The sequence below is a fragment of the Paenibacillus sp. USDA918EY genome, from assembly GCF_009870825.1.
GTDB lineage: Bacteria > Bacillota > Bacilli > Paenibacillales > Paenibacillaceae > Paenibacillus_AQ > Paenibacillus_AQ albilobatus.
On sequence record NZ_WTWY01000012.1, the window covers coordinates 66,916 to 83,801 of the forward strand.

The window sequence follows — 16,886 nt, forward strand, 5'->3', positions numbered from 1 at the left end:
CAATTTATCTCCTGCTTTCTTTTAAAATCTCATGATTTCTCTTGTTTTTTTATGAAACAGTCCAGAAGAACGGGTACGCCATAACAAAAACACCTCATTCATTCGTAATAAAATGAATAAGGCACAGCACAAATAAACCCGACAAGATATCGTTTAAAAACTATGATGTTGGCTTTTAAATTTGAAAATATCATCAACTGCTTGCTGATATCCGCCTGATTTTCGAAAGGACTCGCTTATATGTCCAGCAGCTTCCTTGAAAGAAGGTAAGCTTAACACATGATCTGCGGCTTCATGCAGCTGATTTGCCGTCAAGCTTTGCATTTGCAAAACAGTGCCTGCTCCGATTTTGGCAACTTGGTCCGCAATGATCGGCTGATCCGCGCTGAGCGGGATGACGATAAGCGGAACACCGAAATAGAGACCTTCGTGGGCGCTGTTCATGCCACCATGCGTGATGAACAGTTTCGCGTATTGGAGTACATCCGTTTGCGGAACATAATTTTTGACGATGAAGTTTGCAGGAATTTCCCCTAGATCGGAAATGGCGGTTTTATTCCCGACTGACATGACGATTGTGTGGTCCGTGTTCCTGAACGCCTCAAAACAAAGCTTGTAGAAATCCATGGCTTGGTTAAGCACGGTACCCAGTGAAATATAGATCGGTTTTTTGTTCCGGATTGCCGCAAAGTCGAAGTCTTCTTGCATGGATCGCGAGGAGATGGATGGGCCTACAAAAGAATACGTTTGGTCGAATGTTTCCCCATCAGGTTGGAATTCCCTTGTCGTATAAACGATCGTAAGCGGAGCGGGATTACAAAACGCTTCATAAGGAGAATGGATCTCTGCACCGTATTTTTGCTGAATCATTGACGTCACGCTTTGGTATTTATCGTTGATGGGTTTAGTTATTTCATCAGGGACATCGTTGAAAAATTGCTCTATCATGCGGTCGAAAGTTTGTTTGGACTGCGCAAAAGTACTGCAAGAGCTGATCGCAGGAAGCTTAAGAATTTCAGCCAGCAAACTACCGCAGCCAAACATGGAATCATGAATGATATAGTCAAAATGCTCCCCTTGAATCTGTTCAAGAACGCTGGGTATGACGATATCCGCAGTATGCAAAAGACCGTTGACTCGTTCAAGCAAATAATGTCTTCCACCTGATATAAATGCTTTTATAAATTTTTGATCGTCAAATGTCCGTACCGTAGCCCCCGTCTTCTCTATACGATCCCGAAATGCTTCGATACAAAAGTAAACGACCTCTTCTCCACGCGAAATCAGCTCCTGCACGACACCAATCGTTGGATTGATATGCCCTTCTGATCCCGCATTAATAAATAGAACCCGTGCCATCTACAACACTCCTTTATGTATTCCCGTCTTTTAAGCAGGAGGCAAGATTTTTCCTAACCTCTCTCGAATTCAACCGTGGAATCAAGTTGATCATTCGGTACAGCAGATTTTCAGTACACCAGTCTCCGTTTGCGTCATTAATGTATCCATCAAGCGACATCGTCATGCCTGGGATGACTTAGTTCAAACTGTAGCCCTTCGATTTCAAGACGCATATATATATTTTAACATATAAGTGAAAGGGACCTGTCTCTTATCTACCGGTCATCCGCAGCTTCTCCAAAAACAGCAGCAAAACGAGCCCCTGGCCGTAAAGCGTCGGAAAAGTCGGGACATGATCGTAAGCCTCGACGCTAGCCAGCACTGGCGTACCTCCCGAGACGCCAAGGACAGCGCCATCCTCACGAACTTGCGTGAGAACGGCTGCGACGGCGCGATCGGCGCTGGCCAAAGCCAATTCCGCAGGAATCCATCCGGCGCGTGCCGCTTTGTACAATCCGCAGGCGATGCCGGCGGAACCCGACGTCTCTTCATAAAAGTGGGGGCGGTCCAAGACCGTCGGCCACAAGCCGCTCTCATTTTGACAGCGGACGAGCGCCTCGGCCATTCGCGAATACCGCTCGCGGAGCTCGCCGATCAGCTTCTTGTCATCGCACAGTTCGCCCGCCTCCTCTGCGATCATGGGCACGCCAGCGGCGTTCCAGGCGTTGGCCCGGTTCCACCTTGCGGCCGACATCCAATCGCCCGTCTTCTCGTTCCAACCGTGAAAGAGCAGCCCCGTCTCCTCGTCCTGCAGCATCCGAAGGTGCAGCAGCGTCTGGCTCATCGCTTCTTCCGCAAGCACTTTGCTTCCTGTTAAACGAGCCGTCCGGGCCAAAAAGAGGATAGCCATGAAGACGGTGTCCGCCCATACCTGCTCGCTAAACGAGGCGCTCTCGGTTACGGTATGCTCAAACGCACCATTCTTTGTTCGCGGCGCCTCCTTGATTAGCCAAAACGCCATCTCCTCTGCCTTGTCCTTGTAGAAGCGATTACCGGTCTGCCGGTATAGCAAAGGGAACATCGCGTAAGGCGCGAGTGAGTTAATGACCTTTATCTTCTCGGAGCCGCCAAGATTGCGCTCCGTCCAGACTTCCACCGCCTGTATCATCCCTCTCGCTCCGCAGAGGGCTCCGTAGTCTGCTGCGGCGATTAATCCGACGCCCGGATTCCAATCCCAGCGGTTCCGGTCCATCGCCCACTCGGCCCATTCGTGTCCGCCCCAGCTCTCCGGACCGCTGAACATCAGATAGCGATAGACGCGGTCCGCCGCAGCTTTCAGATCCGTTTGCTTTATTTGCATTCCCTCATCGCTCCTTTATAAGTAATTGTTTCGGTAGTCTGTAGGGGTCAGTCCGAACTGTTTCTTAAACGTTTCGCGAAAATGGTCCTGATCCGCATATCCGACCCGGTCGCATATCTCGTAAATCCGATTCGCGGGGTCCTTCAGCAGCCGGGCCGCCTCTTCCATGCGCAGCTTGACGATCCAATGGTTGATCGTCATGCCGGTCACTTCCTTGACCAGCGCGTTTACATACTTCTCGCTAAAGCCAACCCCACTTGCAACGTCCCAAAGCGACAGATCCTTCCGCGAATAGTTTTCACGAATGGTCCGGACCGCTTGTTCGACGAGCTTCTTCTTCTTGAGGCTGCCGGACCACTCAACCATCGGCAGCGTCTGGGCCAAATTGGGCAGGCGATCCCGAAGCCTTTGTTCCATGAGCTCGACGCCACGCTGTTCCTCCCGCTCCTTGTGCAGCTCCGCAACGATTCTCGCGAATACTTGCTCGATCTCCTCCGGATCGATCGGCTTCATAATGTATTCCAGCACCTGCAGCTTGATCGCCTGCCGCGCGTACTCGAATTCGTTCAACCCCGACAGGATGATGCACCTTATGTCGGGCTTGCCGGCCCGGAACGCCTCAATCAGCTCCAGGCCGTTTCCCTTCGGCATGCCGATATCGGTGAGCAGCAGGTCCGGAGGATCGCGCTTCAGCCATTCGAGCGCTTCCTCTCCGTTCCTGGCGGCTCCGACGAGTTCAATGCCGAGCCGCTCCCAATCGATGGAGCGCGACAGCGTCTCCCGGACGAGTTTGACGTCCTCGGCGATCAGCAGTTTATACATCGGGCGATTCCTCCTCAGGATCGTTTTGAACATGGGAACGCAGCGGGAGTACAACTTCAACGCATGTTCCTTCAACCACGTGCACGTAGCGCAGCCCATATCCAGACCCGCAGTGCAGCTGTATCCGCCGATGCACGTTCAGCGTTCCGTAACCGTTCTCGGCAGACGGGACCGAGGTTAAGCTGTGTTCTCCCGCCTCCTGCTCCCGAAGCACGCGGTTGCGTTCCTCTACGTTGCAGCCCTTTCCGTTGTCTTCAACGCGGAGAATAAGCCTGTTTCCATCCGCGTGTGCGGAAATCGCGATCCGGCAATGGTCCGTTCGCCCGGCAAAGCCGTGAACGATGGCATTTTCCGCAAGCGGCTGCAGAATAAAGTGAGGAATGACGATATCTTGCAGATCGGAAGCGATATGAAACTCGGCGAGCAGATCGTCGTGCATCATTTGCTGGATATGCAAATAGGCTTCCACTTGCTTGAGCTCATTGTCCAGGGAGATCCACGTTCGGCCCCGGTTCAAACCGAATCGGAACACATTGGCCAAGGAGCGCACAATCGAGCTCGTCTCCCGGTCACCGGCCAAAATGGCACGGCAATTGATCAGATCGAGCGTATTGTATAGAAAATGAGGGTTGATCTGGGCATTCAGCAGCTCCAATTGCAGCTGGCGGCGTTCAATCTCCTCCTCGAAGCTCTTCTCAATCAAGCCGTGAAGCGTAACCAGCATGGACGCGAATTTCTCGTTCAGCGTCTCGACCTCGTGGATGCCCGACTTCAATTTGGGCAGCTGCTCACGGAATGCAAGCACTTCGGGACGCTGAACAGCGTTAACGAGCCGGGTGATCGGAACGGTGACCCGGATGACGATGCGCCGCAGCCACAGTCCCGCGATCAGCACGGCTGCGATGGCAGCCAAGGCGCCGATCGCCGAGATGGCAAACGTGTACCGTCCGAAGTGGCTCTTTGGAACGGCGGTCAGCAGCTTCCAGCCATTGTCCATTTTTACGCACGTGACGCGATGCAGCGTCCCTTCGACTTTTGCGTCGGCCGAACTTCCGTCGCAGGCGGCTGACCGCACGAACGGAAGCTCCCCGGCCGGTTGGAGAAATGCATACCGTTCGCTGAAAATGACACGGTCTTCTTCGTCCACCAAAAGGTGGAAGCCCGATGTCATTGCGGCGTTCTCGAACAGGCTGCGGATGCTTCCGGTATCCGCCCCGATCAAGACGGTTCCGATCACGCGGCCGTCCTTGGTGCTTATTTTCTTCGTCGCCGAATAGATCATCGCAGCCCCGGAGCGTCCAGTCTTCTGGCCCCACCAGACGTTGCGGCGCCCGCCGCCGATCAGAGCACGGTACCAGCTCTCGTTCTTCAGGTCCGTCGATTTAAAAATGCCGGTCACCGGGTCGAAGTGGTCGGTCGCGAGGGAATACAGGCCGCTCTCCGGCTCCAACGCGACGGCAACGACATACGTCTGTTGAACGATGCTGCCGGAATTATCATCATTCAGCAGCGACAAAAGCGACAGGTTCTGCAGATTCGTCTGCAGGGTAAAGAAATCGTTGACCGCTTCGTACGGCGCTGAATGCTCCGTCTCAAGCAAATTTTCGATCGATTGGTTAGACAGCAAAAACGCAGCCATATTGTTCATGGTGTCAAGCTGATATTCCAGATTGCGGTGCACGAACTTCATCGATTGTTCCGCCATCTGACGCGTATGATCATTTTGTACCCGGATAAGAATGTAGCTTGCCGAAGCGGCGAAAAGAGCGATGACCGTCACGACCAGCGCAAAAACCGGCAGACTGATCCGAGCCAGCAAGCTGGTGTGACGCTTATGGGTTATCATCGCCAAGCCCTCCCTTGCCAAATTGCTTTCCTTATACCTCCAAGTGAATCAAAATGTATAATAAGGGTGGAGGCGTACTCTTTATTTAGCTTCTTCCCTCTTACCGCCTAAATCTCCTGCATGGTCGGCGTGATGCTGGCGGCTTTGACCACGCAGCGTTCCTCTGAAACCGAAACGTGTTCCCTCATCGAACGGCAAAGCACCTCCCCAATGCTTCCGGCATGGCCGGAATGCACCAGGAAGGTTACCGACGTTCAGAGGTTTACTTGCCTGCTTTTTTCTGATAGGAAGCTTCCAGTTCACTTAGAATTTGATCGCCTCCTTGCGACTTCCACTTCTCCACGAATTCGTCGAACTTCTTGATGTCGGCGCCCATAATGATTTGAGTGAATACCGAATCACGCATCGTATCCAGCTCTGTCAGCTTGGCGATTTTCGTCGGCGATTCGAGGTAATTGGAAGCGTCGGTGATTTGATGCTCATTGTTGATCGCTACGCCGAGCGCTTCAGAGAACCGCAGCGGCAGCGATTCAAGGTAATGCGGCCAGCCCTTCAGTCCTGGAGCGAATAGATAGCTCTGCGTGCCTCTGAAGTTGCCGCTCGGGTCCTGCTGTGTCTTCGGATCGACAAGGGTCGTGTTTGTCTTAAGCTTCCCGTCTACGAGGGAATAGTCCTCGCCTTCAATGCCCCAAACGGTCAACATTTGGTTCTCCTCGGAAAGCGAATCCTCAATGATCGATAGTACGCGCTTCGGATCCTTCGTTTTTGCGCTAATGGCGTTCATCTGCGAGAACGGTGCACCCATAGGCGCAACAGCCGTGCCGTCCTTCCCCAGAAGAGACCCGGTCAAAGTTAAGTATTTGAAGGGCTGCTCAGCCTGGTTCGGGAGCGATCCGTCCTTCGCCAGTTTGCCGCTCTTGATCAGCTCATTGGTCTCGATCTGCGTATCGTAATCGCTGGCCGTCGACCACCAGCCCATCCAGGAGAACACCTTGCCGCTGAAAATTTTTGCCCGCAGCTGCTCTTCCTTTATCGTCGAAAACTCCTTGTCAATAAGCCCTTCCTTGTACATCTTCTGTAAAAACAGCAGCGCGTCCCTCATCCGGGGATCGATGTCATAGTTGCTGAATTTCCCATCCTTCTCCGTGAAAAAACCGGGTGTGACGCCGAACGCGCCGAATACGTTGTCGAAGGAATTGTTCGCGAATTTTACCTGTCCGATCTGGGACGTATATCCACCGAGCGGAATGACCTCCGGATGCTGCTCCTTGACCTTTTTCAGCAGGTTATAATATTCGTCCAGCGTCTTTGGTACGGAAGCGCCTGCCTGCTCCATATAGTCCTTGCGCATGACCAAGTCCCAGCGGTACCCCGCCCCCGGCCCGCCCTGATACGGAATCCCGTAGATGCGGCCGTTCACCTTCGCCTGCTCGAACACATCCGGCGGTACTTCCTTCATGATGTTCGGCGTGTCCTTTTCGTTAATCAGGTCGGTCAGATCAACGAAGGCGCCTTGCTGCGCGTATTTCTGAAAATCATCGGCAAAATCGATCCTCGTCACGTCCGGAATGTCGCTGCTCGCCATCTTCAGATTCAGCTTTGTTTTGTATTGCTGAACGTCGACCATTTCCGGGACGATCTTAATGTTCAGCTTGGCCTCGATCGCTTGTTTCACCGCGTCCTTCGACGGGTCATACGGCAGCGAAATATCCTGTGCCTTCAGCCACTTCAGTTCGTAAGGCGAATGATCCGCAGTCGCTTCAGGCGTTCCTGACGGGTTTCCCGGCTCAGGGCTAGCACTCCCGCCTTCCTCGCTTTTGCTGCCGCATCCCGACAGCGTAAGCGTTCCCAATAACATAGCGGCGAGTACGCCGTAACCCCAGTGTTTAATTGTCTTTGACATATACAGACAACCCCCTGTAATCTTACAAAAATGGATTGTTACCCTTTAACTGAACCGATCAGCATGCCCTGTTCAAAATACTTCTGAATGAACGGATACAAAACCATCATCGGCAGCGCTACGATCACAATGGCCGCCATCTGGATCCCGATCGTGGGCGGCGGCGTTTTTCCTGCCGCTTCGAGCAATTCGGGCGGAAGGCTGGAACTCGCGATGATCGTGCGCAATACGAGCTGCACCGGTGCTTTGTGCCAGTCCGTAACATACAGAAGCGCATTGAAGAAATCGTTCCAGTACGTCACCATGTAGAGCAAGCCGATCGAGGCGATAACCGGCATCGACATCGGGAGAACGATCGAACGCAGCGTCCTGATCTCGGATGCCCCGTCGATTGCAGCGGATTCCTTCAGGCTGTCTGGAATACCTTCAAAGAAAGATTTCATAATGATCATATTAAAGGCACTAAAGGCCATGACCAGGATCAGCACGTAATCGGTATTCAGCAGTCCTAAATTTTTGATCGTGATATACGTCGGAATTAATCCGCCCTTGAACAACATCGTGAACACGAAGATCAGCATGATGATCCGCCGGCCGGGCAGCTTTTTCTCGGCCAGGGAGTAAGCAGCCGCAGCCGTGAGCAGAAGCGCAAACAGAACACCGGCGGCTGTATTGCGGATCGTCACCCCATAAGCGTTGTAGATGAGAGATCCCTTCTTGAGCAAGTAGGCGAAATAATCGAAGCTGAGCGATGTCGGAAACAGCACCAGACCGTTCTTTTCGCTGAAGATCGAGTAGGGCGTGACGGACACGCATAATACATACCAGAACGGAATCATGATGATGAGAGTGATGAGCGACAAAACGAAATAGTTGGTAGCGATAAAAATGGATTCGCCTCGTGTAAGCTTCACGATTCGGATTCTCCTTTGTCAGAAAATGCCGGAATCATTGATCCGCTTCGCGATCTGATTGGCGATCAGCACCATGACGAAGCCGATGATTCCCTTGATGACGTCTGCCGCCGCCGCGAGACTGAGGCTGAACTGCTCGATGCCTACCCGATAGATGTAGGTGTCGAGAATGTCGCCGACTTCGAACACCATCGGGTTGTACAGGTTAAGCACCTGGTCCAACCCGGCACTCATCAGATACCCGACCCTTAGGATGAAGATGACGATAATCGTGCCGGATATGCCCGGGAGCGTGATGTGGATGATGCGTCGGAACCGCGTCGCTCCATCCATGACCGCGGCTTCGTACACTTCGGGATTAAGCCCGGCGATGGCTGCCAAATAAATGATCGCTGCCCAGCCCATCTCTTTCATGGCATCGGTGACGACGAGAATGATCCGAAAATACGCAGGCTCGACGAGCAGATATACGGGTTTGCCGCCAAACCATTCGACGATTTTGTTAATTACGCCGGTCTCCGGCGAAAGCAACAGCGTAATGATGCCGCCGTAGACAACCCAGGACACGAAACGCGGCAGATAAACGGCAGTCTGCAGCGTCTTCTTGAACCACTTGGTCCGAATTTCGTTGAGCGACAGCGCTAACAAAATGGGACAGATAAATCCGCTAATCATCTTATACAGGCTGATGAGCAGTGTGTTGCGAAAAGCGTTCAGGAACATCTCCGATGCAAACAGCTCCCGGAAATGGGCGAAACCCACCCACTTACTGGCCCCGAATCCTTGGATGACGTTGTAGTCCATGAACGCGATGGTGATGCCGTACAATGGTAAGTAATCGAACACAATGACCCAGGCAAGTGCAGGAAGCAGCAAGGCGTACAGCCATTTGTATTTCCATATCGTCCTTAGCAGCCGCCTTCGCGGCTTTTCCGTTCTAACGGGAATTCCCGCCGTAACGATTTCCATCGTCCCTCCTCCATCCTTCTTTCGATCCCGGCCAATCCGCATCTACCTCTGCGGTTCTACACCTGCCGCTTGCGGAATAACCGGTTGCGCCAGTCCATTCGCTGCAGGAACGGCGATCTGCAGGCTGAACACCGATTCCTGTTGCGCCGCTGCCTTTCGAAATGGAAGTGCTTACATCATTAAGCATACCGGCATCCTTGAACGTGGAAAACCGGAGCGAAGGATAATAATACCGGGGAAAAGTCCGAAATCCGGCAATGTTATTCTAAGATTATAGTAATAGCAGCCTGACCAAACGGCCAGCACCATATGAAAAAGATACACGTATCGCAATCCATTCTGTCGTTCGGCCTTCGGTTGACGTATTCTGAAATACACCCTAGAATATGCAGTGTATTTTCAATATCTTGAAGGAGGATTATTAAAAAGTGACACACGCGATGAGACTTCGATTCCCTTTTTTGAACAAGTAATTAAATACGTTCAAAGGCTCTGTTTGTGTATACAGAGTAAACGGGATAAGTCTGTCCTTTTTTAATAATCTTCATTTGCGCATATCAATTTGCAATTGTAGAAAGGCGGATCCTTCTGCCTTTCTTTTTTATTGGAATCTGTCTTCCTCCCTTTAAGGCAAACGGAAGGTTTGCTATATTGAACAACCCTTTCATATTCATGTAGCTACACATTTCCCTCCTTATTTATGCTTTGCAGATATTAAGCCGTTGAAGACATTGATATAACGCCGCTTTGTTGCTTAAACCCATAAAAATAGCGTTGCCGATATTCGTTTACAATCGCAGCTGGCTAAAGGGGATGTATAAGCCTCACCCGGAAAAAATAAAAAAAGCCTGATTCATCAGACTTTTCAGATTGTACAGGAACCTGTCCTTATTCAAAAGCCGGGTCCGGCAATATGGATCAGGACTGCGTGGGTCGGTTGTGCTCCTCCTCAAGGGCACCGGTGAGGAAATCGATGAATCCGAACGGTGCGGGATCATCGAGGCAGAGCCCTAGGATCATGTGCGAACCCGCGGCGGCCGACTCGCTGCGCGGGAACAACGCCTCTTCGTAGGCGGTGAGCGCCGCTTCGATATCGCCTTGGTGTGCGGCGATCGCCTTCCCGAGCTCGGCGCCGTCGAACATCGCCAAGTTTGCGCCCTCGCCGGCCGGCGGCATCAGGTGAGCGGCATCACCGAGGAGCGTCACCCCGGGCACGCGGTCCCATCGGTGGCCGATCGGGAGCGTATGAATCGTGCGCGGGATCGGCGCGGTTTCGCCGTCGGTGATCAGCGCGGTGAGTTCCGGCGCCCACCCGTCGAATTCGGCGGCGACTCGGCCCGCCGCGGCGGTGGCGTAAGTGAAGTCGATGCCGGCGATCCACTCGGCGGGACGGTTTAGTTATGATCCTTGAATATTGTTGATTACAATGTATATCATGCAATAGCTTTATGAACTGAAAATGAACGATGTATCTCAACTCCCCCGTTTCGATATGCCGGCGCCCCCCTTGTAAGGCGAACCTCGTTTAGTCTAACGGGAAACTTATTAACCGATCGATATTCTCCCGAAGATAAGAGAGCTGTTGTTTGCGGCGGGTTTGCCGGCGTGACCACCGGTGCACTTGGACACCTGGATATAAAAAAAATTAGCGAAACCCGCGGAGTACTTAAACGTCCGCAAAGTTTCGCTACACATGATATCAAGAGCCTATTTCCCATCTATTGATTCTTTTGGTGTAAAAAACACGGTCAACGACCTGCCCTGACGTGCCTGTACAGTGAAGAGTAACCGTAAGCGCTGTCTCCGATAAATCCGAAAATTGAATATTGCCGCTTGCCTGCCCTGAACTTCGAACCTGCCCATCCGAAGTTGTAAGCTGGATCGTTATACAGTTCACGACATCCCATTTCAAAGAGTACATGTAACTTCCATCCTTCTGATGAGTTCTGTGATATAACACCTGCTCCACTTCCATGAAATCGGTAACGGTGATCGTTAGTCGTTCCCGGACAAGGTTATCCGGTCCCATACAAGTTAAAATGTACTCTGTCGTCGCACTCGTAGGCACCACGGATATGGAGTTTCCCGACAATCGCCCGATCCCCTGGTTTAAGTAAATGCCATAGCCATCTTTTACTTCATAGGAAAGAAGCACAGGTTGACCGTACTTCGTTTTTTGATCCGGACAATTGGACGTAAATTTGGTTATGACGGGGCGTTCCACATAAACCATGGCGGTTCGGGAAATTTGCTCATTCGCCCCCAAAGCATACAATCGAAACGTGGTATCCTTGAAAATCTCCACCTCAAGGCTGCCCACGCTTTCGACCGTAATATCACCCGGCGTAAGCACGCATTTTACGGCGTCCCCGGCTACAGCCCACTCCAGTCTTACCGTATCGCCAACGGCCACACGGGATCGGTTGCAATCAAAGTTCAAAATTTTAAGAGTGGATCTTTTCTTAAAATAGGCCAGAAAATCGGTTCCTCTTAAAACTTCCTCCAACCCGGTAGGCCGATATGAGTATGTTTCCCCGCCGCTCATCAAAACGTTGGCAAAACAAACAGCGACGTAAACCATTTTTTCCAGTTCTCCAAAAGAAACCAGATTGCTGATGCTGAAATAGAACTTTTCTCTTGGAGCCAGATCATACTCAACGAGTGGATATAACTTGAAATAAACACCGTAATCTGGATCATAAGCCTGTTCCACCCCCCAGTTATAGGGAGCGTAACAGATCATTTTTTCCGCCCATTCCTTCGTTGTCAGATATGCCTCTCCGTTGCCGATGGGAAAATAAACGTACATGACCGAAACTTGATCTTGCACCGTTTTAATATCAGGGATGTGCGCCCCTTCCGGCAGATGATTGATAAAAGAAGCGGTCTCTACGCAACTGACGTTTACCACTTCAACATCCGGCGAGTTGGGAAACAACAAATCCTTGCCTTGTTTGTGTTCGCTAAGCAAAATCCGTTTTTCCCCAACGACGTTGGCTTGGATCAAGCGGTCCATTATACAACCTCCCCCTCAAGCAGCAGCACCGGATATCTGGTTCCATCACTTATGGTGCAAACCAGTTTTGCTCCAAGCAGAGGCTTTTCGGATACATATTCAAACTCTCCCGAACTGACCGTTGAAGCTTTATGCCACACAGAACCGTCTTCCGTAAACAGAAATTCCACTTCCTTGGCGTCCTTGGTCTTCCAGATCCATTTGCTATGGATATATTGAGGATAGACACGAATGCGGCTTCTAAAGAATTGCGCCTTATCTAAAGTGAGTCCCAGCAAATTAAGTGCTACAAATTCCGTATACAGGAGCCCCTGTGCTCGCAAAACGATTTGGGGCTTAGCGGGCATCTGTATTTCCATCGCACCGCTCTCATTAACGAATGAAAATGCCGTGCCCACGGTCAGCCGCAGAGCCTCGCTATACTGTGTTCGCCATATCGCTTGCCTTGTTGCCGGGTCATAATCCAGCTGTAAGATGTTCGGAGGCTGCACGTACAAATTAACAAAGGCATCCGTCTCCAATGCGTTCCCCTTGATGGACAGACGGTATTCCATATTCCGATTCACAGCAACGTCCACTCCGGGAGCCGGCAAACGAAAGATATCGATTTCTCCCGGCGTCATCTGTCCCTCTTTTGCCCCGCTGATCCGCCAGTTCAACCGCAGCTTTCCGCTCCCGCCTGACGTCGTTTTATCGCTGATAAAACGTTGAATCTGAGGCACGGCCGGCTTTTTCTGAATGGGAAACACTTTGATGACGTCCTCAATGCCCGCCACATTTTTAATCTCCGCATACGCATACGTCAATCCAACCGGCGCATAGGACTGAATGTTGCGGCATTTGAAATATACGCTGAACAACGTTTGAATGATTTTTTGATTGTAGCAGCTGATGACAAAGCTGATATGTCTATCCTCCACAACGCCTTCCGCAACGGACCAATCGCCGGATTCGGTTTCGAAAGTGATCAGCTTTCCTCGTTCCGGATCAATGAAGTCTCCTACATCTGTTCCATAAGGAAAGAAAAAACGGATATACGACGTATCGGTCACCGGCTCGCGGTTTTGAAGCCTTTTCAGGATCGTTTCTGCCGTCAGCATTTGCGGGTTGTTAAATACGATCTGATGAACCCGATCCGGATTAAGGAGCTGAAAAGTAAGCTCGCTTCTCACGGGATTATCCCGATCCAGGATCGCATTATCGTTCACCGCAATATGATTGTCGTCAACGTCCAACAAGTAACGGCAGTTATTCAACTGCTCCGGCTCATTTTGAAGTTTCTGATCCATTTGTTCCCCCCACCTTTAACTTCAGCCATCCTTCCACCGCACGAATTGGAGGTTTGGCAAGAAACGCATTTCCGCTCGATGGCTTTAGATTTTGGGTTTCGATCCATTCTTCGGCCTCGCCGGGCGTAACAAACTCCCAATCCCGATTAGGCAGCTTGGTGAGCGGCATCACATAGCTTTCTTCTCCCACCAGCAGCGGTCCCGCATACAAAGTCAAATAAAGCTGATCCAAAGCGTTTTCGATCCGATCGATCGGAATACGCTGTTCCGACACAGGCAGCATGCCGCTGATGAGATGTATACTTGCAAGCGGGTCCAAAATCAAAGACAGGGTTGTTCCTGCCGCTTGATCATCTGCGGACACGTAAGTCCGATTGTTCCGTTTCAAATAATCGGACGCCGGATCAGGATCGGCAAAAGCGCTGTTGAACTGCTTATAGCCGGATTGCCCGTCTTGAATGAAAAATCCAACGGCCCCGTCCCCGGTATGATGCGTTTCTCCGATCCATATAGGCATCTCAAAATGCTTTAGGGATATATCCGGCACTGGAACAGGCTTTTTATTATTGCTTTCCAGCAATTTATAAGCTTCCGGCGGCCCGGCTTGGATCAGCTTTATATTTGCTTTGGCCAATACGAGCGGTTTTCCCGCAAACAGGCTTAACCCGCTTGCACTCGCAGTCTCAGGCTGGTGAATATCCCACAACGCAGAGTCGACCAACTGAAGAAACGGCGTGAGCACGTCCTCTTGCTGTTCATGACTGCGACGTAAAATCTCGCTTAAAAAAGCTTTCATGTCGGCATTCATCGCAGCGGGAAGCTCCCCTGAACGCGACCCGACATCAAAAAACGGCCCCCTGTCCGGAAACGGCATGCCTGGCGCATTTCGCCACTGAACCCGGTCCCCATCAAACGCCGTCGCAATCAAACTTCCGAGCATCACGCCCTCCTCGTCATAGATCAACAGGCTTTGATCCGCATGATTCGGAATCATCCAGCCGCAGATCGGCGAGTCCGGAAGGTTAAAATCACAGAATTCCCCGCTTCTTGCCCGGATCCAGTCGAATCCAAGCCGGGTTGGCTGCATAAACCGGGGAGGAAGCATGACCTGTTGTCCGATCAGCTTGTCCGTCCTCCTCAAATCCTCAGCGATCGCATATTGATTGCAGTCGATGTTTTGAAATTGTCCAAAGGTGTCAATCAGCCTAAGCTGGTCAAATTTGAAGAACCCTCCCCTTAATGGGGAAAAAAACGTGTTAAACAACGGCTTTTCGGTCGCAAATCCTCTCAAGGCCTCACTGACTTGTTCCGCCAAATCGGCGCTTCCCTTCTGCAATACCATGACAGGAAAACGCAGCGCCAGTTGGCTCATCAAAAATCTTTCATTAAAACCGTCTAGCGCTTGCGACAGGTAATCCATTTGATCCAGTGCCCCGAATGTTTGGGCATGCTCCGTTCCCAGCTGTTTAATGGCCATCGCATGAAGCTGCTTCGCGATATGGGGCGTTAAAAAAATTTTGCCCTCAATCACGACAGCATCTTTGGTATCCGGCATGGGCCCGTTAAACACATAATCCGTCCCTCGAAAAGTCCAGTTGCTAAGTTTCGGATGACTGCCGACCAGCTCTTTGTCCGGATAATATAGGCCGCGCCAGCAAAGCAGTATCGGATTCCAGGGCGATGTCCAAAGATTTAAAAACAGCCGGTCCGGAAACACCTCTCCGTTGTCCACCAGCCCTGTCGCCATGTCACGCTGCGTCTGACGAACAATATCTGTCAGCTGAATCCGTTCTTCCTGTGAAAAAGGCAAAAGCCCTAATTGCTGTCCGATCAATGTCGTGATCCGTTCAGCACTGTTCATGCAAAACAGCAAAGCCTCCAAAAGCAGTTCCGGGTAGCTTCCCTTCACCTCCGCCTCAGGCAGAAGTTGATTGGCACGAATCACTGCAGAATAGGAGCTGCCCCTCAACGTAAAATCAAACTGCAATGCCTGCACCGTTTCTTGAAGGAGTCTGCATTTTAACAGATTCCTCTCATCCCTTGACGGATTCGCATCGAAGAGCGCCCCCCGATTAGCCCCCGACAGAAGCAGAACAGGCGAATTCGGCTCATAAAATCGGTTTCCTGCGGTCTGCTGCACTTCATAGAACGCTTGAATGGAATCGGCTAATTGTTGTTCGAGGATCTTAAGACGTTCCCGAATCTCTTTAATTTCGATCTCTGCGAGTTCCAATGCCTTGATTTCTTTTTCGATATCCTTCTGATACCGTTCCATCCACTTCTTGGCTTCCTTGATTTCAAAGGGGTCCGTGACTTGGGCCTTAATCATGTACTTACACCACAGATCATAAATCCTCGACCGCTTGGCATCCGCATCAAACAGCCGCTTATAAAGCTCACCGATCCCTTGCTGCAAATTACGGAAAAGAATCTGATCGACCGGTGGCAAATCCGGCAGGTCTTTGTATTCTTTATCATTGATTTTGCTCTGCAGCTTGTACGTAGTCTGTTCGGCAGCCATTTGAAAACGTCTTTCATGATCTGCATAGTCTGCTTGATAAATCCCGTTTAAGTTCAGCAATTTGTGGCTTTGATCATTCAATAGCACACGCATCAAATGCTCGTTCGAACCATCACTCATGCCGTGCAAAGCCGAGACCGCTTCCGCTGACGTGTTGCCTACGGCCAGTTTGGGCATCGGAAGCTTCCGAATGACAGGACCGTTATAATCTTCCCGATCATTTATCCAAACCAGGTCGGTTACCAATCCATGCAATGCCACGGAAGCGGGATACTTCAGGCCCTCCGGCGGTTCCCAGCCATACCGGTCCCGGCAAATATCCGCGGATTCCGCCAGAGGCAACCCATCACTGTAAAAACCTCTTACCACATAGCTGATGGATATGTTTTCGAAACGTTTGCCATCTTGATCCGTCAAATCATCGTAAAAACCAAATACGTTGCGATGATACGGATACATGGCGGAAAAAGCGGGATTTCCAGGGCCTAAAGCGTTAAGCGTGTCCAATCTTTCATCGGGTTCAGGAAGGATCGTTTCATAGGGATAAGATCGACCCAGTATCCGATAGGGTCTTTTGGGATCATCGAGTTTCGGGTAAGTCAAGCTGCCTTCATTGCCGTATTCAGGACCGCTTGCTTTTTCCAGGGCATCGCTTTCCACGATCCAATGCTGGCATAATAAAGCATCGGGTTGACCGTCAGACGACCATAAGCGGGAAACAATCCACAGGTTGGGCACCCTCGGATATTCAGGCTCTTGGTTCTCGCTTCTTTGGAAACCTTGCCTCAATCCTTCGGGCAGAATCCAGCTCAGATGAACGCCCGGCTTTTCCTGCGTCTTTTCGCTCATGATGCCGGAAGGGACCTGATCGCCCAATGGATTCATCAAGATTCGGGAAAAATCAT

At 51.1% G+C, this 16,886-nt stretch carries 12 protein-coding genes; 1 reads left to right on the forward strand and 11 read right to left on the reverse strand.

All coding sequences use genetic code 11. The annotated features are described in order from the left end of the window. Window positions 1-153: 153 nt before the first annotated feature. The 7 genes from GQY55_RS21415 to GQY55_RS21445 all read right to left on the reverse strand — a co-directional run bounded on the left by GQY55_RS21415 (window position 154) and on the right by GQY55_RS21445 (window position 9,155). Window positions 154-1,359 carry a macrolide family glycosyltransferase gene (locus GQY55_RS21415; RefSeq protein ID WP_160043952.1) on the reverse strand — a complete coding sequence of 402 codons (1,206 nt, stop codon included), beginning with the start codon at window positions 1,357-1,359 and terminating at the stop codon, window positions 154-156. A gap of 253 nt (window positions 1,360-1,612) precedes the next feature. Then, window positions 1,613-2,701 carry a glycoside hydrolase family 88 protein gene (locus tag GQY55_RS21420; protein ID WP_160043953.1) on the reverse strand — a complete coding sequence of 363 codons (1,089 nt, stop codon included), beginning with the start codon at window positions 2,699-2,701 and terminating at the stop codon, window positions 1,613-1,615. Between the two features lie 15 nt (window positions 2,702-2,716). After that, the gene (locus GQY55_RS21425; protein ID WP_160043954.1) at window positions 2,717-3,523 is read right to left on the reverse strand and encodes a response regulator transcription factor; all 807 of its coding nucleotides are present in this window, start codon (window positions 3,521-3,523) and stop codon (window positions 2,717-2,719) included. Next, on the reverse strand, window positions 3,516-5,369 hold the full coding sequence (locus tag GQY55_RS21430) for a cache domain-containing sensor histidine kinase (protein WP_160043955.1): 1,854 nt from the start codon (window positions 5,367-5,369) through the stop codon (window positions 3,516-3,518). Before GQY55_RS21430 ends, GQY55_RS21425 begins: the two co-directional genes overlap by 8 nt. A 262-nt stretch (window positions 5,370-5,631) precedes the next feature. Further along, window positions 5,632-7,272: an extracellular solute-binding protein gene (locus GQY55_RS21435; RefSeq protein ID WP_160043956.1), complete on the reverse strand. Its 1,641-nt coding sequence runs from the start codon at window positions 7,270-7,272 to the stop codon at window positions 5,632-5,634. Window positions 7,273-7,310: 38 nt separating this feature from the next. Further along, a complete protein-coding gene (locus GQY55_RS21440) occupies window positions 7,311-8,186 on the reverse strand; it encodes a carbohydrate ABC transporter permease (RefSeq protein WP_160043957.1) in 876 nt (291 codons plus the stop codon). A gap of 18 nt (window positions 8,187-8,204) precedes the next feature. Then, on the reverse strand, window positions 8,205-9,155 hold the full coding sequence (locus GQY55_RS21445) for an ABC transporter permease (RefSeq protein ID WP_160043958.1): 951 nt from the start codon (window positions 9,153-9,155) through the stop codon (window positions 8,205-8,207). A gap of 428 nt (window positions 9,156-9,583) precedes the next feature. Between GQY55_RS21445 and GQY55_RS32140 the strand changes: the two genes are divergently transcribed. After that, on the forward strand, window positions 9,584-9,628 hold the full coding sequence (locus GQY55_RS32140; protein ID WP_373309293.1) for an erythromycin resistance leader peptide: 45 nt from the start codon (window positions 9,584-9,586) through the stop codon (window positions 9,626-9,628). Between the two features lie 445 nt (window positions 9,629-10,073). Here GQY55_RS32140 and GQY55_RS31550 read toward each other — a convergent pair whose 3' ends face one another. From GQY55_RS31550 to GQY55_RS21470, 4 genes are all read right to left on the reverse strand, one after another. Continuing rightward, window positions 10,074-10,370, reverse strand: a complete 297-nt coding sequence (locus GQY55_RS31550; RefSeq protein WP_306434079.1) for an FAD-dependent oxidoreductase — start codon at window positions 10,368-10,370, stop codon at window positions 10,074-10,076. 484 nt (window positions 10,371-10,854) lie between these two features. Then, complete coding sequence (locus GQY55_RS21460; RefSeq protein ID WP_160043959.1) at window positions 10,855-12,171, reverse strand: hypothetical protein; 1,317 nt, start codon at window positions 12,169-12,171, stop codon at window positions 10,855-10,857. Next, a complete protein-coding gene (locus GQY55_RS21465) occupies window positions 12,171-13,460 on the reverse strand; it encodes a hypothetical protein (RefSeq protein ID WP_160043960.1) in 1,290 nt (429 codons plus the stop codon). Before GQY55_RS21465 ends, GQY55_RS21460 begins: the two co-directional genes overlap by 1 nt. Then, window positions 13,438-16,866, reverse strand: coding sequence for a hypothetical protein (locus GQY55_RS21470; protein ID WP_236575775.1), 3,429 nt, complete (start codon window positions 16,864-16,866; stop codon window positions 13,438-13,440). Before GQY55_RS21470 ends, GQY55_RS21465 begins: the two co-directional genes overlap by 23 nt. Window positions 16,867-16,886 lie beyond the last annotated feature (20 nt).

What these genes read in the sequence shown, in the direction of transcription:
- GQY55_RS21445 (WP_160043958.1), bottom strand. Translation starts at nt 9,155, where the DNA reads ATGGAAATCGTTACGGCGGGAATTCCCGTTAGAACGGAAAAGCCGCGA.
- GQY55_RS21470 (WP_236575775.1), bottom strand. Translation starts at nt 16,866, where the DNA reads ATGAATCCATTGGGCGATCAGGTCCCTTCCGGCATCATGAGCGAAAAG.
- GQY55_RS21465 (WP_160043960.1), bottom strand. Translation starts at nt 13,460, where the DNA reads ATGGATCAGAAACTTCAAAATGAGCCGGAGCAGTTGAATAACTGCCGT.
- GQY55_RS21420 (WP_160043953.1), bottom strand. Translation starts at nt 2,701, where the DNA reads ATGCAAATAAAGCAAACGGATCTGAAAGCTGCGGCGGACCGCGTCTAT.
- GQY55_RS21460 (WP_160043959.1), bottom strand. Translation starts at nt 12,171, where the DNA reads ATGGACCGCTTGATCCAAGCCAACGTCGTTGGGGAAAAACGGATTTTG.
- GQY55_RS21425 (WP_160043954.1), bottom strand. Translation starts at nt 3,523, where the DNA reads ATGTATAAACTGCTGATCGCCGAGGACGTCAAACTCGTCCGGGAGACG.
- GQY55_RS21430 (WP_160043955.1), bottom strand. Translation starts at nt 5,369, where the DNA reads ATGATAACCCATAAGCGTCACACCAGCTTGCTGGCTCGGATCAGTCTG.
- GQY55_RS21415 (WP_160043952.1), bottom strand. Translation starts at nt 1,359, where the DNA reads ATGGCACGGGTTCTATTTATTAATGCGGGATCAGAAGGGCATATCAAT.
- GQY55_RS21435 (WP_160043956.1), bottom strand. Translation starts at nt 7,272, where the DNA reads ATGTCAAAGACAATTAAACACTGGGGTTACGGCGTACTCGCCGCTATG.